The following is a 25,028-nucleotide window of genomic DNA, read 5'->3' on the forward strand; positions in this document are numbered from 1 at the left end:
ACTACCTGGCGTCGGCGAGTTCCTCGAGCGCCTCGGGATTCTCGATGCTGCTCATGTCGCCGAGATCCTCGCCGGTGTAGGTGGCCTCGATGGCCCGGCGGATGATCTTGCCCGACTGGGTCTTCGGGAGGTCGTCGACGAACAGGATCTCGCGCGGGCGGAACGGCTTGCCCAGTTCCTCGCCGACCTGCGCCCGTAGTTCCGCCTTGAGGTCGTCCGATTCCTCCCGGCCGTCCTCGAGGATGACGTAGGTGACGACCGCCGTCCCGGTCGTCTCGTCGGGGGCGCCGATGGCGGCGGCCTGGTTGACGGCCTCGTGGTCGATGAGCGCGCCCTCCACTTCCGCGGGGCCGACCTTGCGGCCCGCCACGTTCAGCGCGTCGTCGGCCCGGCCGTGGAGGAACCAGAAGCCGTCCGCGTCCTTCTGGGCCCAGTCGCCGTGGTTCCACATCGGCGGGTCCTCGAACGTCGACCAGTACTCGTTCAGGTAGCGCTCGTCGCCCGACCACAGCGACTTCGTCATCGAGGGACAGGAGTCACGCGCGACGAGGAACCCCCGCTGGTTGTCCTCCCGGACGGAACTCCCGTCCCGATCGACGATATCGATGTCCATGCCTAGCCCGGGTCCGCCAAGCGTGCAGGGCTTCAGCGGCTGGGTCGGCATCGGCATCAGGAAGCAGCCGCAGATTTCGGTGCCGCCGGAGATGTTGATGATCGGCGCCTCGCCGTTGCCGACGTTCTCGTAGAACCACCGCCACGATTCGGGGTCCCAGGGCTCGCCCGTCGATCCGAGGAGTCGGAGCGAGGAGAGGTCGTAACCCTCGAGCCACTCGTCCCCGTGCTTCCGTAGCGCCCGGATCGCGGTCGGCGAGATGCCGAACTGCGTCAGCTCGTGGCGGTCGATCATCTCCCAGAAGCGATCCGGTTCGGGGTGGTCGGGCGCGCCCTCGTACATGAAGACGGTGCCGCCGAAGGTGTGGGTGCCGATGAGCGTCCACGGCCCCATCATCCAGCCGATGTCCGAGACCCAGAAGAACCGGTCCGCGGGTTTGAGGTCCATCCCGAAGTAGACCTCCTTGGCGCACTGGACCTGCACGCCCGCGTGGGTGTGGACGATCCCCTTCGGCTTGCCCGTGGTGCCCGACGAGTAGAGGAGCATCGACTCCTGGCTCGAGTCGAGCGCCTTCGTCTCGTACTCGTCGTCGGCCGCTTCGACGGCGTCGTCCCACCACTCGTCCCGGTCGTCACTCCAGGGGATCTCGTGTTCGCTGTGGCGGTCGCTGGATCCCAGCCGGTCGAAGACGATCGTGTGCTCGACGTGCCCGGCCTCCTGGATGGCCTCGTCGGCGGCGGACTTGAGGAAGACGGGATCGCCGCGCCGATAGAAGCCGTCGCCCGTAAAGAGCACCGAGCACTCCGAGTCCGCGATCCGAGTCGCGGCCGCGTCGACGCCGAAGCCCGAGAAGATCGGGACCGCGATCGCACCGACCTTGAAACAGCCGTACAGAATGGAGACGACCTCGGGCACCATCGGCATGTAGAGGCCGACGGTGTCGCCGGTCTCGATGCCCCGTTCCTCGAGGGCGTTAGCCACCTTGTTCGACTGCCGCCGGAGTTCGTGGTAGGTCACCTCCCGGATGTCGCCGTCCTCGCCCTCCCAGATGGTCGCGACCCTGTTGCGTCGCTCCTCGTCGACCGCGGCGTGGCGGTCGAGGACGTTGTGGGCGATATTGAGTTCGCCGCCGGGATACCAGTCGGTGAACTGCGGACCACCGCGGCTCGCGGTTTCACCGCTCGCTTCCGAGGCGCTTCGCGCCTCGCCGTCGTCTCTCACCTCGTCGTACTCCTCGTAGAACTCGATCCCGAGGTAGTCGACGAGTTCGTCCCAGAACCAGTCGACGCCGCTCTCGGGTTCGCCGTCGACCTCGCTCGTCGTCCGCTCGATGAGCTCGTCGTAGTCGTCGATATCGTACGTCTCCATGAAGTCGTAGACGTTCGTCGACTCGACGAACTCCCGGCCGGGGTCGTGGACGATCTCGTCGACGTCCTCGAGCGCCGGATCTGTTGCGTCGGACATTGTTACTCGTAGGTAAGGGTCATGCCACCATCAAACAACAGGTCGCCGCCGTCCAAGTGCCGGCCGAGATCCGAGAAGCCCAACAGGAAGAGGTTGGCGACGTCGATCGGTTCCATCATCTCTGTGACCCGGGACTGGCCGAGCATGACGTCCTCGATCACCTCGTCGACCGAGATCCCGCGCTGCTCGGCGGTGTCCTCGAGCTGGTCGGTCACCAGCGGCGTCTTCACGTAGCCGGTGCTGATCGAGTAGGCGCGGATCTCCCCCTCGCCCTCGGCGGCGATCGACTGGGTGAGCCCGCGCAGACCGAACTTCGAGACGTTGTAGCCGACCTTGTCGCTGGTGACGTAGTGGCCGTGGACCGAGCCCATGTTGCCGACGCAGCCCCGCCCGTCCTCGGTCTCCCGGAAGTGCGGGATGCAGAGCTTCGAGAGGTACAGCGGCGCCCGGAGCATGATCCGGTGCATCATGTCGTAGGTCTCCATCGGGAAGTTCTCGATCGAGTCGATGTGTTGCATCCCGGCGACGTTAGCGAGGTACTTCACGTCGCCCAGCTCGGCCGCCTCGTCGACGATCCGCTCGAGGGCGTCGTCCTCGGTCAGATCGCCGACGATCGTCTCGATCTCGCCCTCGAGACCGAGTTCCTCGCCCCGGTCGACGGTCCCGACGAGGCCGTCCTCATCGATGTCCGTCGCCGCGACGGTGAGGCCGTTCCCGGCGGCAGCGAGCGCGGTCGCGCGACCGATCCCGGACCCGGCGCCGGTCACGAGACAGACGTTGCGGTCGGTAAAGGCGTCGTCGTCGATCCGGTGAATCTCCTCGGCGGTCACGGTCGGTGGCGTCACCTGGTCCTGTGACATTTCGTACGGCTACCCTCGGAACGCGCTAAAAGACGCGCGTTAACATATCAACGGGCGTCCGGACGGCGCGCCGACCGACGCGACGGTACCGGTTTCGATCGGTAATCTCCGATTTCGAGCGAGTTGCGCTCGCGAACGAGTGGTAGATATTAATACTCCGTGTGTGGATCACTCGCTAGCAATGATCGATCTCGATATCGATATGCGCCAGTACGACTGCCCGTTCATCGACACGACCGACGATGTCGAGATCGCCTTCTCGGCCGTCCAGTGGCAACTGGACACCGACGACGAGCAACTCGAGACCCGACTCATCGCGCGGGGGGAGTCGACGGGCGCCCTCGAGGACGGCCTCCACGCGCTGCGGGACCACCCGAACATGCGCGAGTGTTACATCCTCTCGAAGCGCGAGAACGTCGCCGAGATCGGCACGACGATCGAGGAGACCAACGCGATGCGGACGATCCAGCGCAACGGCGGCTACATCACCGGCCCCTTCCACATCGAGGACGGCCACGAACGGTGGCACGTCGGTTTCGACGACGACGCCGACGAGGATCACGCGTTAGCCGAACTCGAGTGCCACAACGACTACACCGTCGCGGACCGCGACCAGTTCGGCCCGACGGAACTGTTCGACCTCCTCGAGAATTCCGACAGCGCGCTCCGCCTGCTCGAGGGCTGTCGGTCGCTGACCGACACCGAACGCGAGACCTTCGAGACGGCTGCCCGGGAAGGCTACTACGAGACGCCACGGGCGACGACCCTCGAGGAACTCTCGAACCACTTCGACGTCTCGAAGACGGCCGTCTCGATGAACCTCCGCCGGAGCGAACGCAAGGTCCTGCAGGCGGCGCTGTCGGCGCTCGAGAACATGGACGAGATGGTGACGCAGACGCGCTGACTCCGGTCCGCCGAACGTCGGTCGCGGGAGTGCAACGCGGGTGCGGCGATGACCGTCGGTCGCGAGAGATTCGACGATCGACTTCCGCTCCGTTCAGGCCTCGAGGATGTCGTCGTCTTCGTCCTCGGGAACGACCAGCGAGCCGTCGAGGACCGTCACGCCGCGACCGCCGACGCGGACGTCCTCGCCGATCCGAACGCGGACCTGCCCGGGCCGGTCGACGTAGTGGCCCTGCTCGAGGCGCAGTTCCTCCGGGAAGTCGTCGTCGAACGCGCCGAAGCGGTCGAGGTAGGCGCCGACGGCGCCGCTGGCGGTGCCGGTGACGGGGTCCTCGGGCACGCCGGCCCCGGGCGCGAACATTCGGCCGTGCAGGGTCGATTCCCGACCGAGCGCGTCGAAAGTAAAGCAGTAGACGCCGGTCGCGTCCACGTCTTCCGTCAGCTCCTCGATCGCCCGCATATCGGGCTCGGCGCTCCCGAGGTCCGAGAGGTACGTGATCGGCGCGATCAGGAAGGGGAGGCCGGTCGAGGAGACCGCCAGCGGGATGTCGTCGCTCGCCCCCTCGAGGGCGGCCGCGTCGACGCCCAGCGCGTCGGCGACCCGGTCGTAGCCGACGTCGACCTCGCGGATACGGGGCTCGTCCTGGGTCATCCAGACCGTCCCGTCCGCGTCGACCTCGATCTCGAGTTCCCCGACGTTCGTCTCGAGCGCGTAGGTACCGGCCTCGAGGCCCTCGTCGCGGAGGTGGGCGAACGAGCCGATCGTCGCGTGGCCACAGAGGTCGACCTCCTGGGTCGGCGTGAAGTAGCGAATCCGGTGGTCGGCCGCGTCGCTCGAGCGGAGAAACGCCGTCTCGCTGACGGCCAGTTCGGCGGCGATCGACTGCATCTGGTCGTCCGAGAGCCCGTCCGCGTCGGGGACGACGCCGGCCGGGTTCCCGGCCAGCGGCTCGTCCGTGAAGGCGTCGACCTGCAGGGTCCGAATCGTGTCCATACGATGGCGGTCGGACGAGGGACGTATCAATCCTCGGTCGTCGGAGTCCCGACTCGACGCGGGGTCGCTCGAGCGTTCGCCGCCGTCCCGGAGCCGATCTCGGTCTCGATCCCGTCGATCCAGGCGACGAGGTCGTCGATCACCGCCTCCTCGACGTTGTTGCGCACCATCGTCTCGTAGGGAACGGACGGCCCCTCGCCCGACATGAACAGGTGGTCGAGTCCGTCGTAGCTCTCGAAGGTCGTCGCCGGCCGGTCCTCGAGTTCGGCGCGCCACAGCTCGAAGTCGTCCTCGGGCGAGACCTGGAAGTCGCGACGGCCCTGCAGGAAGCGGAGGGGGACGTCGACGTCACGAGCCGTGTCGACGTGATCGTAGTCCTCGAGGCTCCGCCAGAGCGCGCCGGGATACTCGGCGACGACTTCGTCGGCCTGATACTCGCCGTTGCGGATGCGTTCGGCGTCTTCTCGCATCCGCTCGTACTGCTTGCTCAATTGCGCCCACTCGTGCTCGCCGACGGAGAGCCGGTGTTCGTACTGCTCGAGGAAGACGTCGTACAGCGGTCGCGCGGGCGCAGCCAGCCCGACGGCCCCGGCGAGGGACCCGTCCCGCGCGGCGATCCGGGGCGCGGCCATCCCGCCCAGGCTGTGGCCCGCGACGACGATTCGATCGGCGTCGACGCCGTCGATCGCGCGAAGCTCCTCGACGGCGACTAGCGCGTCGTCGACGATGGTTCGGTCGAGCGACCGATCCGCGAGGTCCGGAACGCAGCTGTAGGTCCGCTTGTCGTACCGGAGCACCGCGACGCCCCGGCTCGCGAGACCATCGGCCAGATCCCGGAACAGCTGGGTGCTGCCGTTCCGGTAGTTCTTGTCGGTCGGGGTCGAGCCGTGGACGAGGACGACGCCGGGAACGTCGTCGCCGCCGGCTGCCTCCGTCGGGACGGTCGCGATGCCGTCGAGGTGACAGCCCTCGGCCGGAACGGTCACGGACTCCGCCGCGAACGAGTCGGGGTCGACGTACGTCGGCCGTTCGTACTCGACGGGGAAGTCGATCCCGACGACCTCGTCGGCGTCGTTGATCGCGACTAGCAGGCCGTCCTCGCCGCGCTCGAACGCCAGCCGCACGTCGATGACCGCGGCGTCGCCGAACGCCCGCGCCTGTCTCGCGACGAGGTCGTCGGCCTCGTCGGCCGCCGCGATCGCGTCGAGTTCGCCGTGAACGGCCGTGTACCCCATCCAGACCCGCTCGAGATTCCCGGCGGATATCGGACCGGCGGCGGGAGTCAGGTCGCTCGCCTCCTCGAACCGGTCCGCCGCCAGTTCCTCGACGAACTGCCGTGCGAACGCTGCTGGCGTTTCCGGGGACGAATCGTCCGTTTCCTCGGCCTCGGGTTCGTCGGGCGATTCGTTCTCGTCGGTCGATTCCTCGCTGTCCGGTTCCCTCTCCTCGTCCAGTAAATCCGAACAGCCGGCCAGCGCGGTGACCGTTGTCGCCGAGACCGCCGACAGTAGCTGCCGTCGCCCCAATCCTGTCATATATAATGTTATCACAGAAAATGAATTAATAAATGTAATTACTTCCTGGTTAGGATTCGGCATCCGGTCCCCGCCCTCGCCGTCCGATGTCGACTCAGTCGTCGCCCGGCTGCTCGACCCGCTCGCCGTCGTCGACCGTCGGTAACTCGCCGGACTCGTGGGTCCCCACGGGCGGTCGGTTGACCTCGGCGGCCGGCGAGGCCTCGAGGTCGGTGCCGCCGTCCTCGTCGCTCGTCAGCGACTCCATCTCCCCGCCCTCACGGGCGTCCTGATCGATCCGCATCGAGCAGAACTCGACGCCGCACATCGAGCAGAAGCGGGCCTCCTTGTAGTTGTCGCCGGGCAGCGTCTGATCGTGGTAGTCGCGGGCGCGGTCGGGATCGAGCGCGAGGCCGAACTGCTCGCGCCAGTCGAACTCGTAGCGGGCTTCAGAGAGGGCGTCGTCCCAGTCGCGCGCGCCGGGTCGCTCGTTGCCGACGTCGCCCGCGTGGGCCGCGATTCGGTAGGCCGCGAGGCCGTCGCGGACGTCCTCCTCGTCGGGCAGACCGAGGTGCTCTTTGGGCGTGACGTAACAGAGCATCGCAGCGCCGGCCTGGGCCGCCATCGCGGCGCCGATGGCGCTCGTGATGTGGTCGTAGCCCGGCGCGACGTCGGTCACCAGCGGGCCGAGGACGTAGAAGGGAGCGCCGTCGCAGACATCCTGTTGGCGCTCGACGTTCTCGGCGACCTTGTGCATCGGGACATGACCCGGCCCCTCGACCATTACCTGGACGTCGTACTTCCAGGCGCGGCGGGTGAGTTCGCCCAGCGTGTCGAGTTCGGCGTACTGGGCCTCGTCGCAGGCGTCGGCCAGACAGCCCGGCCGGAGGCTGTCGCCGAGGCTGAAGGTGACGTCGTGTTCGGCGAAGATCTCGCAGATCTCGTCGTACACCTGAAAGAGCGGGTTCTGCTCGCCGTGGGCCTCCATCCACGAGGCCATGATCGACCCGCCCCGCGAGACGATCCCCGTCTTGCGGCCGTCGGTCAGCGGCAGGTGTTCGGCGAGGATGCCGGCGTGGATCGTCATGTAGTCGACGCCCTGCTCGGCCTGTTTCTCGATGACCTCGAGCAGCAGGTCTGTCGTCAGTTCCTCGGGACCGCCGGCTCGCTTGACGGCTTCGTACAGCGGCACCGTTCCGAGGGGCACCGGCGAGTGTTCGACGTGGGTCTCGCGAATCTCGTCTAAGTCGCTCCCGGTGCCGAGGTCCATCACCGTATCCGCGCCGTAGTGGACCGCGGTATGGAGCTTCTCGAGTTCCGTCTCGAGGTCGCTGGTCTCCTCGCTGTTGCCGATGTTCGCGTTGACCTTCGTCGCGAACTCGCGGCCGATGATCATCGGGTCGAGCGACTCGTGGTTGATGTTCGCCGGGATCACTGCCTGTCCGTCGGCGACCTGCTTCCGGACGAACTCCGGGTCCCGGTTCTCGCGCTCGGCGACTCGCTCCATCGCGTCGGTGACCGTCCCCTCGCGGGCGGCTTCGATCTGGGTTCGCGCCATCGATAACTAGGTTGTATCATCGAGTTATATAGCGCTTGCGCTGGGAACGTTCGTTCGAACGCAACCCGTGAGGCGACGGGAGTCGCCGTCCGGCACGATACGAGGGACTCCCTGCCGCTACGTCGGCCATTCGTCCGACCGATCGCAGCAGTCCGAAAAGCTAACTGTCAGATAGCGACGCTGAGATGGCGATGAACGATAGTTACGGTTAGTTCGGATTCACGTGGTTTTTTATAGTATGATGTTGGCTTCTCGCCAAGGCAATTCATGGCGACGGAACACCATCGGAACGATATCGGGGGGAACAGTTCGACGAACGAGCAGACGTACGTCTTCTCGCCAGAGAAGGCGCCGTCGCTCGCCGTGGTCGATGCCGTCGCATCCGCGTCGGAAACCGACCCCACGGCGCTCCCGCCGCTGTACGACGCGATCGAACCCGACGCGCTCGACGCGGCGTTCGAGTCGGCACAACCGGGGTCGACGCGGCGCGTTTCGTTTTCCTACAACGGGTTCGACGTTACCGTCGACGGCGGGCGGGCCGTCACGGTCTCCCTCGAGTAATCGGCCGACTAGCGGTCCGTCCGGGGGGAAACGGTTCTCGAGGCGCATGCTAACGACCGGCGCGAATCGTCCGAATACGCATCGTTTAAGCGGCGTTGATCCGTGGTACGTCCTGAAACACGATGTCCGACTTACCGGACGACTTCGACTGTACGATCACTACCTGGGAGTACATCTACGGCCTCTGTCGTGACGTCAGCGACGAGGTCCGCGACGACGAGTTCGACCCGGATGTCGTCGTCGCGCTGGCCCGGGGCGGCTGGTTCGCGGGTCGGTGTCTCTGTGATTTCCTCGGACTGGACGATCTGACGAGCCTGAAGATGGAACACTACGTCGGGGCCGCCGAGAAGAGCGACGAGCCGTCCGTTCGATACCCAATGCCCGAGGGCAGCGTCGAGGGGAAGGACGTGCTGATCATCGACGACATCGCCGACACCGGCGGGTCCATCGAACGCGCCTACGAGTACGTCACCGACCGCGACGCCGGCGAGGTCCGCACGGCGACGCTGCAGTTGCTCGGCACCAGCGAGTACCAGCCCGACTACGTCGGCGAACACGTAGAGGAGTGGACCTGGATCGTCTACCCCTGGAACTTCATCGAGGACATGGTCGACCTCGTCTCCAGCGTCATGGAGCAGGCCGACCAGGAGTCGTTCACCCAGGAGGAGATCCGACACTATCTCGCCGAGTTCCACGGGATCGACCGCATCGAGATGGAGATCGCCCAACCCGACCGCATCCCCGAGGTGCTGACCGAGATGGAGCGACGCGACGTCCTCGAGTCTGCCGGCCCGGGCGAGTGGACGCTGGCCGCCGACTGAGCGAGCCGCCGACTCCGCCTACTTCTCGAGTCGCCCCGCGACGTACACCCAGCGTTCGTCCTCGCGGAGCGTCCCGGAGACCCCTCGCTCGTCGACGATTTCGAACCCCGTTTCGCGCAACTGCGTTCGCGTCGCCGCCGCGCCGGCCACGTGCCACTGCATTTCGACCCCGGTCTCGAGCCAGTCCGGGTTCTCGCCGCGCCACTCCTCTACCCCCTCGGAGACCAGCACCCGGCCGCCGGGTTGGAGGACCCGCGCGAACTCCTCGAGGACCGTTCGGTGCTCGTCGAGCGGCACGTGAATCAGGGAATGGAGGGCGGTCACGGCGTCGAAGACGCCGTCACGAACGGGCAAGTCCGTCAGGTCCCCCCGAACGAGCGACGCCGTCGGTGCGTTCGCCGCTGCTAGTTCGAGTTGCTCCCGAGAGAAATCGACGCCGACCGCCGCCGCGGCGCCGTCCTCGCTTCTCCGCCGCAGAACCGGCGTCCCACGTCCGCAGCCGGCGTCGAGAACCGTCGGCGACGCCGGCAGCGATTCGAAAAACGCCTCGAGGGCCGCCCGCTCGCGATCCGTCTCTGACCGTTCGGCGGCGTACGTTTCCGCCAGTTCGTCGTATCCTCGGCGGACGACGTCCTTGTCGACCATCGATGAGAGATTCCGAGTCCTCCCTCTTCAATCGTCGTGCCGGACGCCGACGGACGCGTCACTCGTGGCTCCCGTGCCGCCGTTCGCTGCGGTCCCGAAACCGCGGCCGAGCGTCGATCGGCCGGTCGCGGATTCGACGCGGCTTACGCCCGTCGAAGCGCCGGCGGCACCTCGAGGGCGACGACCTCGTGTCGCGTCTCCCGCTGGTGGTCGGTGCCGATCGCCATCGCTTCGTCGCGGTCGTCGGCCGCGTGTTCGAACGAACAGCCCTCACACTGCACCAGGAACTGTTTCAGGCCGTCGGTCTCGGTCGGCTCCCTGTTCGTGAGCATATTCACCTGTTCACCGCGTGATCGCTTGAGCCGTTTTCCAAAAGGGTTTGGCATACAGTCACACTGGCTTGTCATCAGTAGTGGGAGGTTCGGTTCCCGTCCGCGAGCCTTCTTTCGGTTACCTAGTTACCGGTCGACGACAGATCACGACGGACGACGGTCGTCCCGACGCGACCGATGCGGCGTCGCCCGGCGCGAGCGCGGTCGCCGCCGCGAGACGCGTCGCGATGCGAAGGTAGATATCAATCGACTGTGACGTAGTCGCCGTATGAAACGTGTCCTATCGAGTCTCGGTATCGGGGCCGCAACGGTCGATACGATCCTTCCGACGACGCTCACGGCGGGCGAAACCGTCGACGCGCGCGTCGACGTCACCGGCGGAAACGACACGCAGGAAGTCGACGGCATCTACTTCGCGCTCGAGACGCGCTACGAGACCGACGAGAGCGCGCGGACGGGGACGATCGATTCGTTCCGCATCGCGGATCCGTTCACGATCGAACCCGACGAGGACAGGTCGTTCCCCGTGTCGATCGACGTCCCCTACCACACGCCCGTGACGATGGGAAAGACGGAGGTCTGGCTCGACACCGGCCTCGACATCGACTGGGCCATCGATCCGGACGACACCGATTCCGTCGAGATCGAGCCGGATCCGCTACGCCGGACGCTGTTCGACGCCGTCGAGTCGCTCGGATTCACGCTCCGGACTGCAAAGTGCGAGGCCAGCGAGTCGCTGTTCTCGAACCACCGGTTCGTCCAGGAGTTCGAGTTCGTCCCCCGATCGGGTCCGTTCGCCGGCGAACTCGACGAACTCGAGATCGTTCCGCTGCCGGAGGGCGAGGGCTTCGACCTGTTGATCGAAGTCGACCGCCGCGGCGGCCTGCTGGCCGAACGCTTCGATGCCGACGAGAGCCACGAGCGCCTCTCGCTCGACGCGACGACGACCGGCCTCGGACGTCAACTGCGCTCGACGATCGAGCGCAACCTCTGAGGCGTCCGGAGGGCCCAGCGCGAACCGCTCAGCCGCTCACTCGGCGTCGGTCGCTCGGCCCGTCCCGCCCGCCGCCTCACCCGGTTCGTCCTCGTCGATCAGCGATCCCTTCCACGTGCCCCGCGAGAACCACGCGACGGCGGCGATAGCGCCGACGATGTCGCCGGCGACGACGCCGGTCCAGATCCCCCGCGGCCCCCACTCGGCGACGAACAGCAGGGCGTAGGTCACGGGGACGCGGACGAGCCACAGGCCCAGCACGGAGAAGGCCAGCGCCGTCTTCGTGTTGCCGGCGCCGCGGAAAGCGCCCAGCACGACCTGCATGACGCCCATGAAGACGAAGCCGACCGCGGCGAACCGGAGGTAGGTGGAGCCGTAGGCGATCGTCTCCGCGCGCCCCGCCTCCTCGGCCGTCACGAACACCGAGACGAACGGTTCCGGGAAGAGCGCGGCCAGCAGCGCCGCGACGGCCATGATCCCCGCGATGGTGCCGCCGGCGATCCGCGTCGCCCGCTCGGCGCGGTCGCCCTTCCCCGCGCCCAGGTTCTGGCCGACGATCGAGTCCGTCGCCTGCCCCATCCCCATCGCCGGCAGGAAGGCCAGCGAGATCAGCCGGTTGCCCAGCCCGTAGGCCGCGACGACCGCCGGCTGGAAGGTGACGACCATCGCCGTCATCGCGACCAGCGCCAGCGCCGACATCGACTGCTCTAAGGCCGTCGGGACGCCCAGACGGACGATTTCGGTGACGTACTCGAGTCGGGGCCGGAGGTGTTCCGGGCGGATCTCCGGGCCGACGTCGCCGAAGTACAGCAGGTAGAAGCCGATGGCCGTCGCCAGCCCCCGCGAGATGACGGTCGCGACGGCCGCGCCGGCGATCCCGAGGCTGGGCAGCGGCCCGACGCCGAAGATCAACAGCGGATCGATGACGAGGTTGAGCAGGACGCTGACGACCATCACCCGCATGGGCGCGCGGGTGTTGCCGTACCCCCGCATGAGCGCGGCGAAGACGAAGAAGCCGAACACGAAGGGAATTCCGAGGAAGAAGATCCGCAGGTAGTCGGCGGCCAGCGGGATGATCGCGGCCTGGGTTTCCGGGTCGGCGGGCAACGCGGCGAGCATCGAGTCCGTCGCGAGGAAGCCGATGAGGCCGAGCGCGACCGCGACGAGCGAGATAAACGAGATCGTCTGGCCGGCGATCAGACCGCCCTCGCCGCTCTCGGCGCCGGTGTGTTGGGCGAGCAGGATCGACCCCGCGGTCGTGAAGCCGCCGCCGACGGAGATCACCAGAAAGAGGAGCGGAAAGGCGAGGCTCACCGCGCCGACGGCGTCGGGCGAGAGCGCGCCGAGCCAGAAGGTGTCGCCGACGTTGTAGGTGACCTGCAGCAACTGGATGACCACGAGCGGCCACGCCAGTTCGAACATCGGCCGGACGAGCGACCCGTCGGTGAGGTTGCTCGCGTCCGGCTCCGGGCCGGAGGACATACCTCACAACAACCTTCCGAGTTACTTTACCATTCGCGAGGTGTGATACCTTCGGGCACGATCCGCGTCGCCCCGTCGATCGCTATCCTGTACCCGCTCTGACTCACGACCGGCCGTCCTCGAAGGCGCGTTCGACCTCGAGCGCGGCCGTCCGGTCGTTCAGATCGACGCGCCGGGCGATTTCGGTTCCGGGACCGGCGTCGTCGCGCCGCCAGTCGTTCGGGTCGGTCCCGTCGGCCGCCGCGGCGCCGTCGGTCGACGTCGAGTCCGCCCGCGACGCGGTGGCTTCGACCGTCACCGGGTCGTCCCCCGACGCCGGTCCGTGTCCGGATCCTCGTCCGGCGTCGCCGACCGTGCGACGGGCGCGGCCGGCGTCCGGTTGCTGGGTCCACCCGGGAGCGCGCCCCGCGCCTGCCCCGATACCGAGACAGTCCCGACAGATGTCGTTGCTGCCCCACGCGAGCGTGTAGATCGGCACCCCCAGAACGACGACCTGCCGGGCGTAGCGGCGGTGCACGCCGTCGTCGATGACGCGCTCGCAGTGGACGCAGCGCTGGGTCCCGGACTCGAGCGGACGATCCTCGAAGCGGTACTCGAGCCCGAACGTGTGGGCCGGATACAGCGGGAGCCCCTCGAGCGTCCAGAGGACGAACAGACTCACGCAGAACAGGACCGCCGAGATCCAGACCGCAACGTGCGGTTCGGCGACGACCATCGGTCCGGCGAACGATCCGACGAGGATCGCGACGGGGAGCAGCCGCCGTATCAGCGCGAATATCTCGACGTGGATGCGGATCGCTGCGTCGTCGGGCCGTTCCATCGACTCGACGTTCGGACAGCGACTGGTAAACGTTTGTGGCAATCCGTCACCGCGGTGTCACGACCAGCGCGGCGGCCTCAGTCGGCGATCGCTTCGTTCGCGTCCGCCTCCGCGGCGGCGTTCTGGATCCAGAGGTCGCCGAACAGTTCGTCCTGCTCGAGGCGGATCCGGCCGCGGTGGGCGAGAAAGAGCAGCGCCAGGTAGGTCATCACGCGGGTCCCGCCGACGGCCTCGATTTCGGCGTACAACACCTCCTCGCGGCCCGCCTCGTACTGGGCCTCGAGTTCGGCCTCGACGTCGTCGATGACGGCCTCGATGTCCTCCTCGTGAGTCGTGTGGGTGACGTCGTCGCTGGTCGGTTCGTCGTCGACCCGGAAGTCGTCGTTGGCGTGGTAGTCGAGTTCCTGGACGCCACGGTCGTACCCCTGGGGCGACTCGCTCGTGTCGTAACTGCGCGATTCCTTCCACCAGGAGTCGCGCTCGGCCGACCGCAGTTCCCGGACGAGTTCGTCCAGCGTCTCCGGCTTGCCGCGGGCCTGTTTGCGCTCGAGACGCCGTTCCATCTCCGCCTCGAGGCTCTCGACGGGGTCGAATCCGGGCGGGTGCGCGCCGCCGTCGTCGCCCTCGGGCTCCATCGCTCCCTCGTCGGCGAAGGGGGCCTCCCACGGCGGCAGTTCCTCCTCCTCGGGCTCGTCGGTGGCGAACAGCTCGTCGCTTTTCATCCGCAGGAGGACGCTCGCGTAGAACAGCGCTCGCCCCGAGGTTCGCAGGTCGGCGTCGTCCAGCGCCTCGAGGAACTTGTCCGTCACCCGCACGACGTCGATGTCCCACGGGTCGATCTCGCCCTCCTTGGCGAGTTGCACCAGCAACTCGACGGGCTCGACTTCGTCGTCCTCGTCGCCCGCTTCGTCCGCGCCGGCGTCGGCATCCGCGTCCGCCGTCTCGTCCTCCGAAAACTCGAGGACCGACGACTCAGCGTCGGCGTCTCGAGGGGCGGCATCCGCACTCGAGTCGCCGGGCCGCTCGCGGTCCTCGTGTCCGGAGATATTCAAGGGGATGTCGTCCTGTCCCCCGTCCGTATAGAACTCGTCTCGATCGGCGGCCTGCGAGTCACTCCGTTCTTCGGAGTCGCTTCGCGACTCCCTAGTCACTAACGGGCACCTCCTCACCACTCGCCTCGGCGCCGTCGCTCAGGTCGATCCCGGTGACGGCGCTGACGTTGTCCTGTTGCATCGTGACGCCGATCGCCCGCTCGGAGCGGTCGAGCATCGCCGAGCGGTGGGAGACGACGACGAACTGGGCCTCGTCGGCGAGTTCGTCGACCATCTCGCCGATGCGCTCGGCGTTGACCGCGTCGAGGAAGGCGTCGACCTCGTCTAAGGCGTAGAACGGCGCCGGGTTGTGCCGCTGGATCGCGAAGATGAAGGCCAGCGCGGTCAACGACTTCTCGCCGCCGGACATCGCGTCCAGTCGCTGAATAGGCTTGTCGCCCGGCTGGGCCTTCATCGTCAGCCCGCCGTCGAAGGGGTCCTCCTCGTTCTCCAGGTGCAGCGTACCAGTCCCCTCCGAGAGCTTCTCGAAGATCTCCGTAAACTGCGCGGCGATCTCGTCGTAGGAGTCCATGAACGTCGCCTTCTTCTGGGCCTCGTACTGCTCGATCCGGTCGCGGATCCCCTCCGCTTCCTCGACCAGCGTCGCCTTCGCGTCCTCGAGTTCCTCGAGGTCGCTTTTGACCTCGTCGTACTCGTCGATCGCGAGCATGTTCACCGGCTCCATCGCCTCCATGTCCGCTCCCAGGAGGTCGATCATCTCGAGGACGGTCTCGTGGTCGGGGACGTCCTCGGGGTCGTAGTCGCCGACCTCCGACTCGAGGCTCTCGATCTCCCACTCGAGGTCGCCGACGCGGTTGCGACAGTCCTCGAGTTTGCTCTCGACGGCGTTGACCCGATCCTGTTGCTGGTCGCGTTCGGCCCGCGCGTCGGCGAGTTCGTCCTTGAGCTCGCTGCGCTCTTCCTTGAGTTCGGTGAGCTCTTCCTCTAACTCCGCGACGGCCTCGCGTTTGTCCTCGAGTTTCGCTTCCTTCGCCTCGATTTCGTCCTCGAACTCCTCGATCTGCTCCTCGTGTTCGGCCTTGCGGTTCTGGGCCGCCTCGATCTCGTCGTGGCGGTCCTCGATGGCGTCCTCGGCGTACTCCTTCTCCAAGCTCAGCTCGTTGAGCGTGCTGTCGAGGTCGGCGATCTGGTCCTCGCGGTCGTCGATCTCGGCCTCGAGGTCCTCGATCTGAGCGGTGAGTTCGGGGATCTTCGAGTCCTCGAGTTCGGTCTCGAGGTCTGCGATGTCGGCCTCGATCTCCTCGACCGCGGCGGTCTTCTCCTCGATCTCTCCGGAGATTTCGGTCATCCGCTCGTCGACGGACTCGCGTTCGTCCTCCAGTTCGTCGAGATCGTCCTCGAGGGCCTCGATCTCGGCCTCGATGGTTTCGCGCTTCTCCGCGAGGTTCTCGCGTTCGTTCTCGATCGACCGCACCTCGTCGGTCGCGTCGGTCTTGCGGTCGCGGGCGTCGTCCAGCCGCTCCTCGACGTCCCGAAGCTCCTCGCGGAGGGACTCGCGCTCCTCCTGGAGGTCGGTGATCTGCTTGGCGACGCGCTCGAGTTGGCCCTCGCCGCCGCCGGTAAAGGAGTAGCGCGAGCCGCTGCCGGAGCCGCCGGTCATCGCGCCGCTCTTCTCGACCAAGTCGCCGTCGAGGGTGACCATGCGGTAGTCGCCCATGTACGAGCGGGCGGTCTCCAAGTCCTCGACCACGAGGGTGTCGCCGAGCACGTACGAGAAGACGCCGGCGAACTGGTCGTCGAAGTCGACGAGGTTGTACGCGAAGTCGACGACGCCCGGATCGCTCGGCGCCGACGGCAGTCGGCGCTGGCTCATGTCCGTCAGCGGGAGGAAGGTCGCCCGCCCCGCGTTGCGGGACTTGAGGTGGTCGATACACTGCTGGCCGACGACGTCGTCGTCGACGACCACGTTCGCGAGGCGTCCGCCGGCCGCGGTCTCGCAGGCGACGGCGTACTCGCCCGGCACCGACCCCAGCTGGGCGACGGCGCCGTGGACGCCGTTGATCCCCGCGTTGAGGATCGTCGTTACCGCGCGGCCGAAGGAGGTGTCACCGCTCTCGCCCGCGTTCGCCTCGAGTTCGGCGTACTCCTGCTGTTTGGCCTGAATCTCGTCGTCCAGTTCGTCGACGTCGGACTGGATGCGGCGCTTCTCGCTTTTGAGGTCGTCGACGACACCCGCGATGTTCTCGCGGTTCTTCTCGGCCTTCTCGAGTTCCCGCTCGAGGTCGTTGCGCTTGCTCTCGATCTCGGGGATCTCCTCGCGTTTGTCCTCGATCGCCGCCTCCTTCTCTTCGATTTCGGTCGAGCGGCGGCGGGCCTCGTCGAGCAGGCGGTCCTGCTCGCGTTGGAGATCGTTCTTCTCGGTCTTCGCTTCCTCGAGTTCCTCCTTGCGCTCGGCGAGTTCGGCCTTCAGTTCGTCGAACTCGGTGTCGACGGCCTCGATCTCGGCCTCGAGTTCGTCGCGTTCGGTTTCCCGTTCCTGAATCTCGCTCTTGAGCGAGGCCTTCTCGAGTTTGTGCTCGCGCATCTCGGCCTCGAGGTCGTCGATCTGTTCTTGCTTGCGGTCGATCTCGACGAACGCCTCGCGGCGGTTCGATTCGGCCTCCTCGATGGCCGCCTCGCTGGCCTCGATCTTGTCCTCGAACCGGGAAATCTCGCCTTTGATCTCCTCGATTTCGCTCTTGATCCGGAGCTGTTCGTCCTCTCCCTTGCGCTCGATTTCCGCGTTGAGATCCTCCAGATCTTCCTGGAGGCGGACGACCGTTCCCTGGCGCTCGTCGAGTTCGCGCTGGAGCTCCTCGAGTTCGTCCTCGAGTTCGGCGGCCGTCTCCTCGGCGTCGGCGAGTTCGTCGCGTTTCTCCTCGAGTTCGCTGGCTTTCTTGTAGCCCTCGTACTCCTCCTTCTCGCGGCGCAGGCGGCGGTAGCGCATGGCCTGCCGGCGCTCGTCGGCGAGCTGGTCTAAGCGGTCGCGCTTCTCTTCGATCCGCAACTCGGCCTCGTCGATGCGTTCCTCGACGATCTCGAGCTCCTCGAAGGCGTCCTCCTTTTTCGCGTCGAACTCGGCGACGCCCGCGATCTCGTCGATGATCTCCCGGCGGGCGTGGGGCGTCATGTTGATGATCTCGGTGACGTCGCCCTGCATGACGACGTTGTACCCCTCCGGCGTGACGCCCGCCTGCGCGAGGAGGTCCTGAATGTCCGAGAGGTTGACCGAGCGGTCGTTCAGGTAGTAGTAGGAGTAGTAGTTGTCCTCGGTCTCCTTGACCCGGCGGCGGATGCGGATCTCGTCGACATCGCCGACGTCCTCGCTGCCGGCGGCGTTGACGACCTGCGACCGAGTGAGCGTCTCGTCGGAATTATCGAGGATGACCTCGACGGTCGCCTCCCGGGGGCCGCCGGAGTTATCGCCGTCGTCGTGCCCGGGATTGTAGATGAGATCGGTCAGCTTCTCCGCCCGGATCCCGCGGGTGCGGGCCAGTCCGAGCGCGAAGAGGACGGCGTCGATGATGTTCGACTTGCCCGAGCCGTTCGGGCCCGTGATAACCGTGAAATCCTCGTAGAACGGAATTTTCGTCTTTCGGCCGAAGCTCTTGAAATTGTCCAGAACGAGTGCCTTGATATACATTCTCTTAGCGCGCCCTCCATCCCTGCGGGGAATCGTGGTCGCTGCGGTCGCGATATCGGTGCGACCGAGCCGTGACCACGCGGTTATGCGACAATAATATCGTCGCTACCTGAGTCTTCCGCTTCGTCGGTCGTCGTCTCGTCGTCCGCTTCGGCGTCGGCTGCGGCCTCGGCGACCTCGTCCGGTTCGGCCTCCGCGGTCACGTCGGCGTCCGGTTCGCTGTCGCCCTCGGTGGCGCGCCGATTGGGTACGCGCGTCGGCGTCTCGGCGTCGAGTTCGGCCTCGAGAACGCGAATCCGCTCCTTGGCTTCGATCAGTTCGTCCGTCAGTCCCTCCACCGTCGACTCGAGTTCCGCAACCGTCGATTCGAGCTCTTCGACGCGGTTGTTCGGCATACCCTCTAGGGGTCTGTCTGGACACATAAACGTACGTCAGACAATACTATCCGTTCTGGTACTTTCCGAACGGTCGCGACCGTCGGGCCGCGTAACGAGCCGACGACGCCGGGGCGGCCGGCGGCGCTCAGTTATCGTCTTCGCGCCACTTGTGCTCGCATTCGGTACAGATGAAGAATCGCGTCTCGGACTCGTCGGCCGAGCGGATCTGTTGCATGTACCAGTGGGCGCGGTCGTTGCCGCACTCGGGACAGTGGGCGTCGGTCTCGGGCAGCGAGGTCTCACCGGAGGACTCGATGATCTCGCTGGCCTCCTGGCTGTCGGTCACGACGTACTCATCCGCGTCGCCCTTGGGTTCCGTGTAGCCGCAGCTTCCGCACTTCCAGAGGCCGTCGTCGGCTTTCATCATCGAACCGCATTCGTCACAAAATTCCATCGTTGTCCGGGATACGTCGGCCGAGCGACTTAAGCCACCCGTTCCGGTCCCCCGGCCGTCGCGTCGGCGTCACGGCCGTCGGTTTTCCTCGAGTCGCGGGATCGAGATACACATTCTCACACGCGGGCAGACGGGATTCCTGTTTTTATATAGCCGGTTGTGATACGCTCGGGTATGTTCGGAACGAGCGGTATCAGGGGCGCGGTGGGTGACGAGGTGACGGCCGAACTGGCGCTGTCCGTCGGCCGCGCGCTCGCTACAGAGGGGTACGAACGCGTCGTCGTCGGTCGCGACGTCCGCGAGAGCGGGACGGTTCTGGTCGACGCGCTGACCGCCGGCGTCCGCGAGTGCGGCGGCGACGTCGTCGACGTGGGCGTCGCGCCGACGCCGACGGTCGCCCGCGGCGTCGACTGGCTCGAGGCCGACGCGGGCGTCGTGATCACGGCCTCGCACAACCCGGCCACGGACAACGGCATCAAACTCTGGTCGCCCTCCGGCCAGGCCTTCGACGCCGAGCGCCGCGAGACCATCGCGAGCCGCGTCGAGACCGACCGGTACGACCTCGCGGCCTGGGACGGACTCGGGAGCCGAAGCCGGAACGACGGACTGCTCGAGCGCCACGTCGAGGCGATCGCGGACCGCGTCGACGGCCTCGAGGGGCTGGACGTCGTCGTCGACGTCGGTAACGGCGCCGGGAGCGTGACCGCCGACGCCCTCCTCGAGTTGGGCGCGTCGGTCCGCACCTTGAACGCCCAGCAGGACGGCCGGTTCCCCGGTCGCCCCAGCGAACCAAACGAGGAGACGCTCGGGGATCTCCAGAAACTCGTCGGCGCGACCGACGCCGATCTGGGCGTAGCACACGACGGCGACGGCGACCGGATGGTGGCCGTCGACGAGCGCGGCCGGTTCGTCCCGAAGGACCTCCTGCTCGCGCTGTTCGCCCGCGAGGCGGTCGGCACCGGCGACCGGGTCGCCGCGCCCGTGGACACGAGCCTCGCCGTCGACGACGCGCTCGCGGACGTCGGCGCCTCGGTGACCCGCACCGCCGTCGGCGACGTCTACGTCGCCGAGCGGGCGACCGAACCCGACGTCGTCTTCGGCGGCGAACCCAGCGGCGCGTGGATCTGGCCCGACGAGACGCTCTCTCCGGACGGCCCGCTGGCGGCCGCCAAACTCGCGGCGATGGCCGCCGACGAGGGCTCGCTCGCGAGTCTGGTCGACGACCTCGAGACCTACCCCATCCGCCGGACTTCGATCGAAGTCGACGACAAGGAACGGGTCATGGAAACCGTCGAGTCGACCGTCCGCGAGCGCTACGACGAGATCGACGCCTTAGACGGCGTCCGCATCGATCACGGCGACGGCTGGACGCTCGTCCGCCCCAGTGGCACCGAACCCGTCGTCCGTATCACCGCCGAAGCCCGCGACGACGAGCGCGCCGAGGCGCTGTTCGAGGACGCCCGCGAAATCGTCCTCGAGGCGAACGAGGAATCGGACGTGGCCGCCGCGGAGTGAACTAACGAATTCGGATTCCTCACTTCTCTTCCCACTGAACCATCCGCAGTGGTGCGTGCTGAGCACCAGTGAGCGATAGCGAGGCCGAACGGAGTGACGGCCTCAGAAAAGCGAACTGGTGCTCGAACACACGCGAGGGATGAGCGAGTGAACGCAGTGAACGAGTGAATCGGTTGGGGAGGGCGTGGCGATTTCTTGTTGCCACGCTAGCAGGACACTTCTCGATCGTCTCCGCGTTCGCTTCGAGAGTGTCGTAGCTCGAGTAGCGGACTGGCCGTATCGGATCGCAGTACGCCCGAAAATCCTCGAGAACTGATCGACTACCGTTCGCCGGACATCGCCGAGAACAGCCGTTCCTCGAACTCGGACCTCGAGATACCGTCCGAGGGGCTGATCCCGTCCATGTGATCGACCGAGACCTGGCCGCCGCCCATCCGGGCGTGGCCGCCCGCGTTCGCCATCGGAATGTCGCTGATTGCGTGGCGGAGCGTCTCGCCCATGTGAACCCGGTCGTCCCGGGAGCGCCCCGAGAGGTGGATCGTCCCGTCGTACTCGCCGTAGACGACGACCGCCGTCACGCCCTCTAACTGCATCAGTTCGTCCGCGGCCTGGGGGATCGCGTCGACGTTCGAGATCTCGCCGACGTCGCAGACGGCGAAGGGGCCCTCGACGCGTTTCTCAGTGATCGCCGTCGCCTTGACCTGCAGGACGTCGTCGCTGACCTGCGGGTTGGCGACCCGATCGAGCAGGTCCTCGTCGATGGCGTCGAACAGCGCGGCGCAGGCGTCGAACTCCGCCCGCGAGCAGCCGTTTGTCAGGTGCTTCGTATCCGACTGGATGCCGTAGAGCAGCCCGGTCGCCAGCTCCGGCGAGACCTCGAGGCCGTCCCCGCCGTTCATCGACGCGCCGAGTTCGTCGAGATACTCGACGATGATGGTCGAGGCGGCGCCGTACCCCGTCCGAACGTCGGTGAACTCCGTCCCCGCGCCGTTGCCGGGATGATGGTCGATCACCGCGATCGGTTCGACGGTCTGGGAGCCCGCGAACCCGCGGGGCGTGTTGTGATCGACGAGGACGACGGCGTCGGCGGCCAGTTCCGAACTCGCCTCGATGGCCTCGAGGTCCAGATCGAGGACGGTCCGGAACGCCCGGTTCTCCTGGTGGCGGATCTCGCCGGCGTACTGCAGCGTCGCCTCGGTGTCGACGGTCTCGGCGATCCGGGCGACGCCCATCGCACAGGACATGGCGTCAGGATCCGGGTTCGGGTGCATCACCACCGCGACGTGGTCGTACTCCCCCAGCAGCCGCTGGAAGCGAACGCCCGGCGGCCGCCGGAACCAGCTGACGACCCACCAGCCGCCGACGACGACCGCGACGGTCGCCACCACGAACAGCGAGAGCATCAGCGGCTCGAGGGACTCGAGGAACTCGCGGAGCGGCCCGACCAGCGTTGCGCTCGACCGGCGAAACGCGCCGCTGGTCGAGCCGTTCCGAACGATCATACGTCACTATTAAATTGAATCGGCAAGAAATTTCCCCCTCGACGACCCGAATCAATCGGTCTCGAGGCGAATTTTTAGTCGGAGCGGCGCCAGCGACTCGGTTCTCGGTTGGCGTGTCGCCGGCCGCTCAGCGCCCGGTCGGAGTACCGCTGGCCGTTCGGTTCTCGTCGGACGTCCTCGAGTCGCTCAGAGCCCCCGCTCGCCGTTCCGGTAGGCCTCGATGGCGTCCCGGTACCCCTCCCGGTAGGTCGGATATGCGAACTCGTAGCCCAACTCGCGCAGTTTCTCGTTGGCGCAGCGCTTGCTCGTCAGGATGCGCCGCCTGCCGGCCTCGGAGATGTCGTCGTCGGCCAGCCGCTCCGCCTTCGTCCGTTTGAGCGGCTGCTCGACCTCGCACCGCTCGGCCAGCCAGTCCGCGAACTCCCACTTGTGGGCGGGTTCGTCGTCGACCACCTGGACGACCTCGCCGCGCGCGAGGTCCTCCTCGAGCAGGTAGCGGACGGCCCCCGCGGCGTCGTCGCGGTGGACCATGTTCAGGTAGCCTTCCGTGACGGGTCCCTCGAGGTAGCGCTCGAGGCGGTAGCGGCCGGGGCCGTAGAGGCCGGCATAGCGCGCGACGGTGCCGTCGAAGCTGTACTCGGCGGGCAACTCGCGGGCGATCCGTTCGGCCTCGGCGAGCACCTCGGTCTTCTCGGTCGTGGGCTCGATCGGCGTCGCCTCGTCGACCCAGTCGCCATCGTGGTCGCCGTGGACGCCCGTCGACGAGGTGTAGACCAGCCGCTCGGGCGAGTTCTCGCGCTCACCGAACTGCTCGATAGCCGTTCGGAGTCCCTTGACGTAGACCTCGCGGGCCGCCTCGGCGCCGCGCCCGCCGCTGCTGGCCGCGAAGACGATGGCGTCGACGTCCGGGACAGCCGCGAGCCCCTCGCGGTCGGTGACGTCCGCTTGCACGGCCTCGAAGCCGGCGTCCTCGATCGCCTGAACCCCCTCGTCGGATCGGCGCACGCCGATTGCCTCGTGACCGCGGTCGGTCAGCTGACGACCCAACTCGAGACCGACGTGACCACAGCCCAGGATTGCAACGTTCATACGTCGACTCGCGGGTGAACGACCATAATATCACTGCTCGAGGAGACTTATCGGATTCTTCACGGCGGAGGAAACGGACTGTGGAGCGCACGCGACACTCCCGTCTCGTCGACGGTCGTCGATCGCCGCGTCCCGACTCAGGGCGCGCCGTCGGCAATCACGTACTGGACGTGGACGAACTCCTCGAAGGACATCGGCGCGCGACGTTCGATCTTCTGCTGGATCTCCTTCGCGTCCATGTCGATCTCGAGTTCGCTCTCGACGGCGTCGACGTCGAGGACGGCCGTCGTCATCCCCAACAGGAGGTGGTCGCAGGCGATCTCGACCATCTCGTCGGGCTCGGGCTCGCCGTCCGCGAGCGCCTGGATCTGGGCCGCCTCGGGAAGCGTGAGATCCAGTGAGTCCCCCTCGAGGAGCGCGTCGGCGGTCTCGCGGTCGACGTCGGTCTGACCGACGACGTCGTCGACGCCGTGCTGGGTGACGACCGCCCGGAGGTCGTCCTCGTACTCGGCGCGGAGGTCGGCGGGCGAATCCGGGGCGTTCATCCGTTGCTCGTAGAACATGCCCGGAAGAACGGGCATCGCGTTGAAAGGTATTATTATTGAACCCGCCGGCGGCCCGTCGATGGCTATCGGCTCGAATCACCGCGTTCGCTGCAATTGTCCACCGGAACGTTCAACTGGGCATACTTACATGAGCGTGATATGAAAGTTGCCCTGATCGGTGTTGGTCAGGCCGGTGGCAAGGTCACTGAACGGCTCACCCGATTCGACGCGGAGATGGGCTTCGGAGCCGTTCAGGGCGCACTGGCCGTCAACTCCGCCGAACCGGACCTCCAGTCCCTCGAGTACGTCGACACGCAGTTGATCGGCGCCGACCGCGTCAACGGCCACGGCGTCGGCGGCGACAACGAACTCGGGACCGAGATCATGCAGGCGGACATCCAGCAGGTGATGAACGCGCTCGACGGCCGCGTCACCTCCGAGGCGGAGGGGATCTTCGTCGTCGCCGGCCTCGGCGGCGGCACCGGCAGCGGCGGCGCGCCGGTCGTCGTCCACCACCTCCAGCAGATCTACGATATCCCCGTCTACGCGCTCGGCGTCCTCCCGGGGCGTAACGAGGGCGCGCTCTACCAGGCCAACGCCGGTCGGTCGCTGAAGACGATTGTCCGCGAGGCCGACGCGACGCTGCTGGTCGACAACGACGCCTGGCACGAACAGGGCGAGAGCGTCGAGGGCGCTTTCGAGACTATCAACGAGCGGATCGCCAAGCGAGTCGGCCTGCTCTTTGCCTCCGGCGAGGCCGTCGAAGGAGTGGGTGAGAGCGTGGTCGACTCGAGCGAGGTCATCAACACGCTTCGCGCTGGCGGAATCGCCGCGCTGGGGTACGCCACCGAGGTCGCCAGCGAGGACAGCGCCGAGAACGTCAACACGGCCATGAGCGTCTCGCGACAGGCCCTGCTGACGGGCACCAGCCTCCCGGACGCGACGACCGCCGACTCGGCCCTGCTGGTCGTCGCCGGCGAACCCGACCGCATCCCGCGCAAGGGCGTCGAACGGGCCCGCCGCTGGCTCGAGGACGAGACCGGCAGCATGCAGGTCCGGGGCGGGGACTTTCCGCTCGAGAGCGACCGACTGGGTGCGCTCGTCCTGCTGGGCGGGGCGGAGCGGTCCGATCGCATTCAGGAATTCATGGAGCGCGCACGCGAGGCCAAAAAGGCCCAGGAGCGCGAGGCGGAGAAGACCGATCCGGCCGAACAGTTCGCCGACGATCAACTCGAGGATCTCTTCTAGCCA

At 67.0% G+C, this 25,028-nt stretch carries 22 protein-coding genes; 6 read left to right on the forward strand and 16 right to left on the reverse strand.

Translation table 11 applies throughout. From position 1 onward, the window contains the following. Position 1: 1 nt before the first annotated feature. Positions 2-2,077, reverse strand: coding sequence for an AMP-binding protein (locus tag C477_RS20945; RefSeq protein WP_008896572.1), 2,076 nt, complete (start codon positions 2,075-2,077; stop codon positions 2-4). Between the two features lie 2 nt (positions 2,078-2,079). Beyond that, entirely contained in the window at positions 2,080-2,937 is an 858-nt protein-coding gene (locus C477_RS20950) for an SDR family NAD(P)-dependent oxidoreductase (RefSeq protein ID WP_008896573.1), read from the reverse strand. Positions 2,938-3,118: 181 nt separating this feature from the next. Here C477_RS20950 and C477_RS20955 point away from each other — a divergent pair, with 181 nt between their 5' ends. Next, positions 3,119-3,841 carry a helix-turn-helix domain-containing protein gene (locus C477_RS20955; protein ID WP_008896574.1) on the forward strand — a complete coding sequence of 241 codons (723 nt, stop codon included), beginning with the start codon at positions 3,119-3,121 and terminating at the stop codon, positions 3,839-3,841. A 93-nt stretch (positions 3,842-3,934) separates the two neighbouring features. Here the strand turns inward: C477_RS20955 and C477_RS20960 are convergent, their stop codons facing one another. The 3 genes from C477_RS20960 to thiC all read right to left on the reverse strand — a co-directional run bounded on the left by C477_RS20960 (position 3,935) and on the right by thiC (position 7,906). Continuing rightward, complete coding sequence (locus tag C477_RS20960) at positions 3,935-4,834, reverse strand: PhzF family phenazine biosynthesis protein (RefSeq protein WP_008896575.1); 900 nt, start codon at positions 4,832-4,834, stop codon at positions 3,935-3,937. Between the two features lie 26 nt (positions 4,835-4,860). Further along, positions 4,861-6,369 carry an alpha/beta hydrolase family protein gene (locus C477_RS20965; protein WP_152423368.1) on the reverse strand — a complete coding sequence of 503 codons (1,509 nt, stop codon included), beginning with the start codon at positions 6,367-6,369 and terminating at the stop codon, positions 4,861-4,863. A 94-nt stretch (positions 6,370-6,463) separates the two neighbouring features. Beyond that, complete coding sequence (gene thiC, locus C477_RS20970) at positions 6,464-7,906, reverse strand: phosphomethylpyrimidine synthase ThiC (protein ID WP_008896577.1); 1,443 nt, start codon at positions 7,904-7,906, stop codon at positions 6,464-6,466. 267 nt (positions 7,907-8,173) lie between these two features. Between thiC and C477_RS20975 the strand changes: the two genes are divergently transcribed. Then, entirely contained in the window at positions 8,174-8,467 is a 294-nt protein-coding gene (locus C477_RS20975) for a HalOD1 output domain-containing protein (protein WP_008896578.1), read from the forward strand. 122 nt (positions 8,468-8,589) lie between these two features. Next, positions 8,590-9,288 carry a phosphoribosyltransferase gene (locus C477_RS20980; RefSeq protein WP_008896579.1) on the forward strand — a complete coding sequence of 233 codons (699 nt, stop codon included), beginning with the start codon at positions 8,590-8,592 and terminating at the stop codon, positions 9,286-9,288. 18 nt (positions 9,289-9,306) lie between these two features. Here the strand turns inward: C477_RS20980 and C477_RS20985 are convergent, their stop codons facing one another. Beyond that, complete coding sequence (locus tag C477_RS20985; RefSeq protein ID WP_008896580.1) at positions 9,307-9,933, reverse strand: class I SAM-dependent methyltransferase; 627 nt, start codon at positions 9,931-9,933, stop codon at positions 9,307-9,309. Between the two features lie 143 nt (positions 9,934-10,076). Further along, the gene (locus tag C477_RS20990) at positions 10,077-10,265 is read right to left on the reverse strand and encodes a hypothetical protein (RefSeq protein WP_008896581.1); all 189 of its coding nucleotides are present in this window, start codon (positions 10,263-10,265) and stop codon (positions 10,077-10,079) included. 268 nt (positions 10,266-10,533) lie between these two features. Between C477_RS20990 and C477_RS20995 the strand changes: the two genes are divergently transcribed. Then, positions 10,534-11,259 carry a sporulation protein gene (locus tag C477_RS20995; RefSeq protein ID WP_008896582.1) on the forward strand — a complete coding sequence of 242 codons (726 nt, stop codon included), beginning with the start codon at positions 10,534-10,536 and terminating at the stop codon, positions 11,257-11,259. Positions 11,260-11,295: 36 nt separating this feature from the next. Here C477_RS20995 and C477_RS21000 read toward each other — a convergent pair whose 3' ends face one another. From C477_RS21000 to C477_RS21025, 6 genes are all read right to left on the reverse strand, one after another. Then, positions 11,296-12,741, reverse strand: coding sequence for an MATE family efflux transporter (locus tag C477_RS21000; RefSeq protein WP_008896583.1), 1,446 nt, complete (start codon positions 12,739-12,741; stop codon positions 11,296-11,298). Between the two features lie 103 nt (positions 12,742-12,844). Beyond that, complete coding sequence (locus C477_RS21005) at positions 12,845-13,561, reverse strand: hypothetical protein (RefSeq protein ID WP_008896584.1); 717 nt, start codon at positions 13,559-13,561, stop codon at positions 12,845-12,847. A 77-nt stretch (positions 13,562-13,638) separates the two neighbouring features. Further along, positions 13,639-14,712 carry a segregation and condensation protein A gene (locus C477_RS21010; protein WP_008896585.1) on the reverse strand — a complete coding sequence of 358 codons (1,074 nt, stop codon included), beginning with the start codon at positions 14,710-14,712 and terminating at the stop codon, positions 13,639-13,641. Beyond that, entirely contained in the window at positions 14,705-18,295 is a 3,591-nt protein-coding gene (smc, locus tag C477_RS21015; protein WP_008896586.1) for a chromosome segregation protein SMC, read from the reverse strand. Before smc ends, C477_RS21010 begins: the two co-directional genes overlap by 8 nt. A gap of 83 nt (positions 18,296-18,378) precedes the next feature. Further along, positions 18,379-18,690, reverse strand: a complete 312-nt coding sequence (locus C477_RS21020) for a DUF7518 family protein (RefSeq protein ID WP_008896587.1) — start codon at positions 18,688-18,690, stop codon at positions 18,379-18,381. 127 nt (positions 18,691-18,817) lie between these two features. Further along, positions 18,818-19,126: a transcription factor S gene (locus tag C477_RS21025; RefSeq protein WP_008896588.1), complete on the reverse strand. Its 309-nt coding sequence runs from the start codon at positions 19,124-19,126 to the stop codon at positions 18,818-18,820. A gap of 174 nt (positions 19,127-19,300) precedes the next feature. On the opposite strand from C477_RS21025, the gene glmM reads away from it, so the two are divergent. Then, positions 19,301-20,641: a phosphoglucosamine mutase gene (gene glmM / locus C477_RS21030; protein WP_008896589.1), complete on the forward strand. Its 1,341-nt coding sequence runs from the start codon at positions 19,301-19,303 to the stop codon at positions 20,639-20,641. 320 nt (positions 20,642-20,961) lie between these two features. On the opposite strand, the gene C477_RS21035 is transcribed toward glmM, so the two are convergent. The 3 genes from C477_RS21035 to C477_RS21045 all read right to left on the reverse strand — a co-directional run bounded on the left by C477_RS21035 (position 20,962) and on the right by C477_RS21045 (position 23,795). Next, positions 20,962-22,143 carry a DHH family phosphoesterase gene (locus C477_RS21035; protein ID WP_008896590.1) on the reverse strand — a complete coding sequence of 394 codons (1,182 nt, stop codon included), beginning with the start codon at positions 22,141-22,143 and terminating at the stop codon, positions 20,962-20,964. Positions 22,144-22,329: 186 nt separating this feature from the next. Further along, positions 22,330-23,232 (reverse strand): SDR family oxidoreductase, encoded by a 903-nt coding sequence (locus tag C477_RS21040; protein ID WP_008896591.1) that lies wholly within the window; start codon positions 23,230-23,232, stop codon positions 22,330-22,332. A 137-nt stretch (positions 23,233-23,369) separates the two neighbouring features. After that, positions 23,370-23,795 carry a DUF5791 family protein gene (locus C477_RS21045; RefSeq protein ID WP_008896592.1) on the reverse strand — a complete coding sequence of 142 codons (426 nt, stop codon included), beginning with the start codon at positions 23,793-23,795 and terminating at the stop codon, positions 23,370-23,372. Between the two features lie 141 nt (positions 23,796-23,936). Between C477_RS21045 and C477_RS21050 the strand changes: the two genes are divergently transcribed. After that, complete coding sequence (locus C477_RS21050; RefSeq protein ID WP_008896593.1) at positions 23,937-25,025, forward strand: tubulin/FtsZ family protein; 1,089 nt, start codon at positions 23,937-23,939, stop codon at positions 25,023-25,025. The last annotated feature ends 3 nt before the right edge of the window (positions 25,026-25,028 follow it).

The organism is Haloterrigena salina JCM 13891 (assembly GCF_000337495.1).
In the GTDB taxonomy this organism is placed as follows: domain Archaea; phylum Halobacteriota; class Halobacteria; order Halobacteriales; family Natrialbaceae; genus Haloterrigena; species Haloterrigena salina.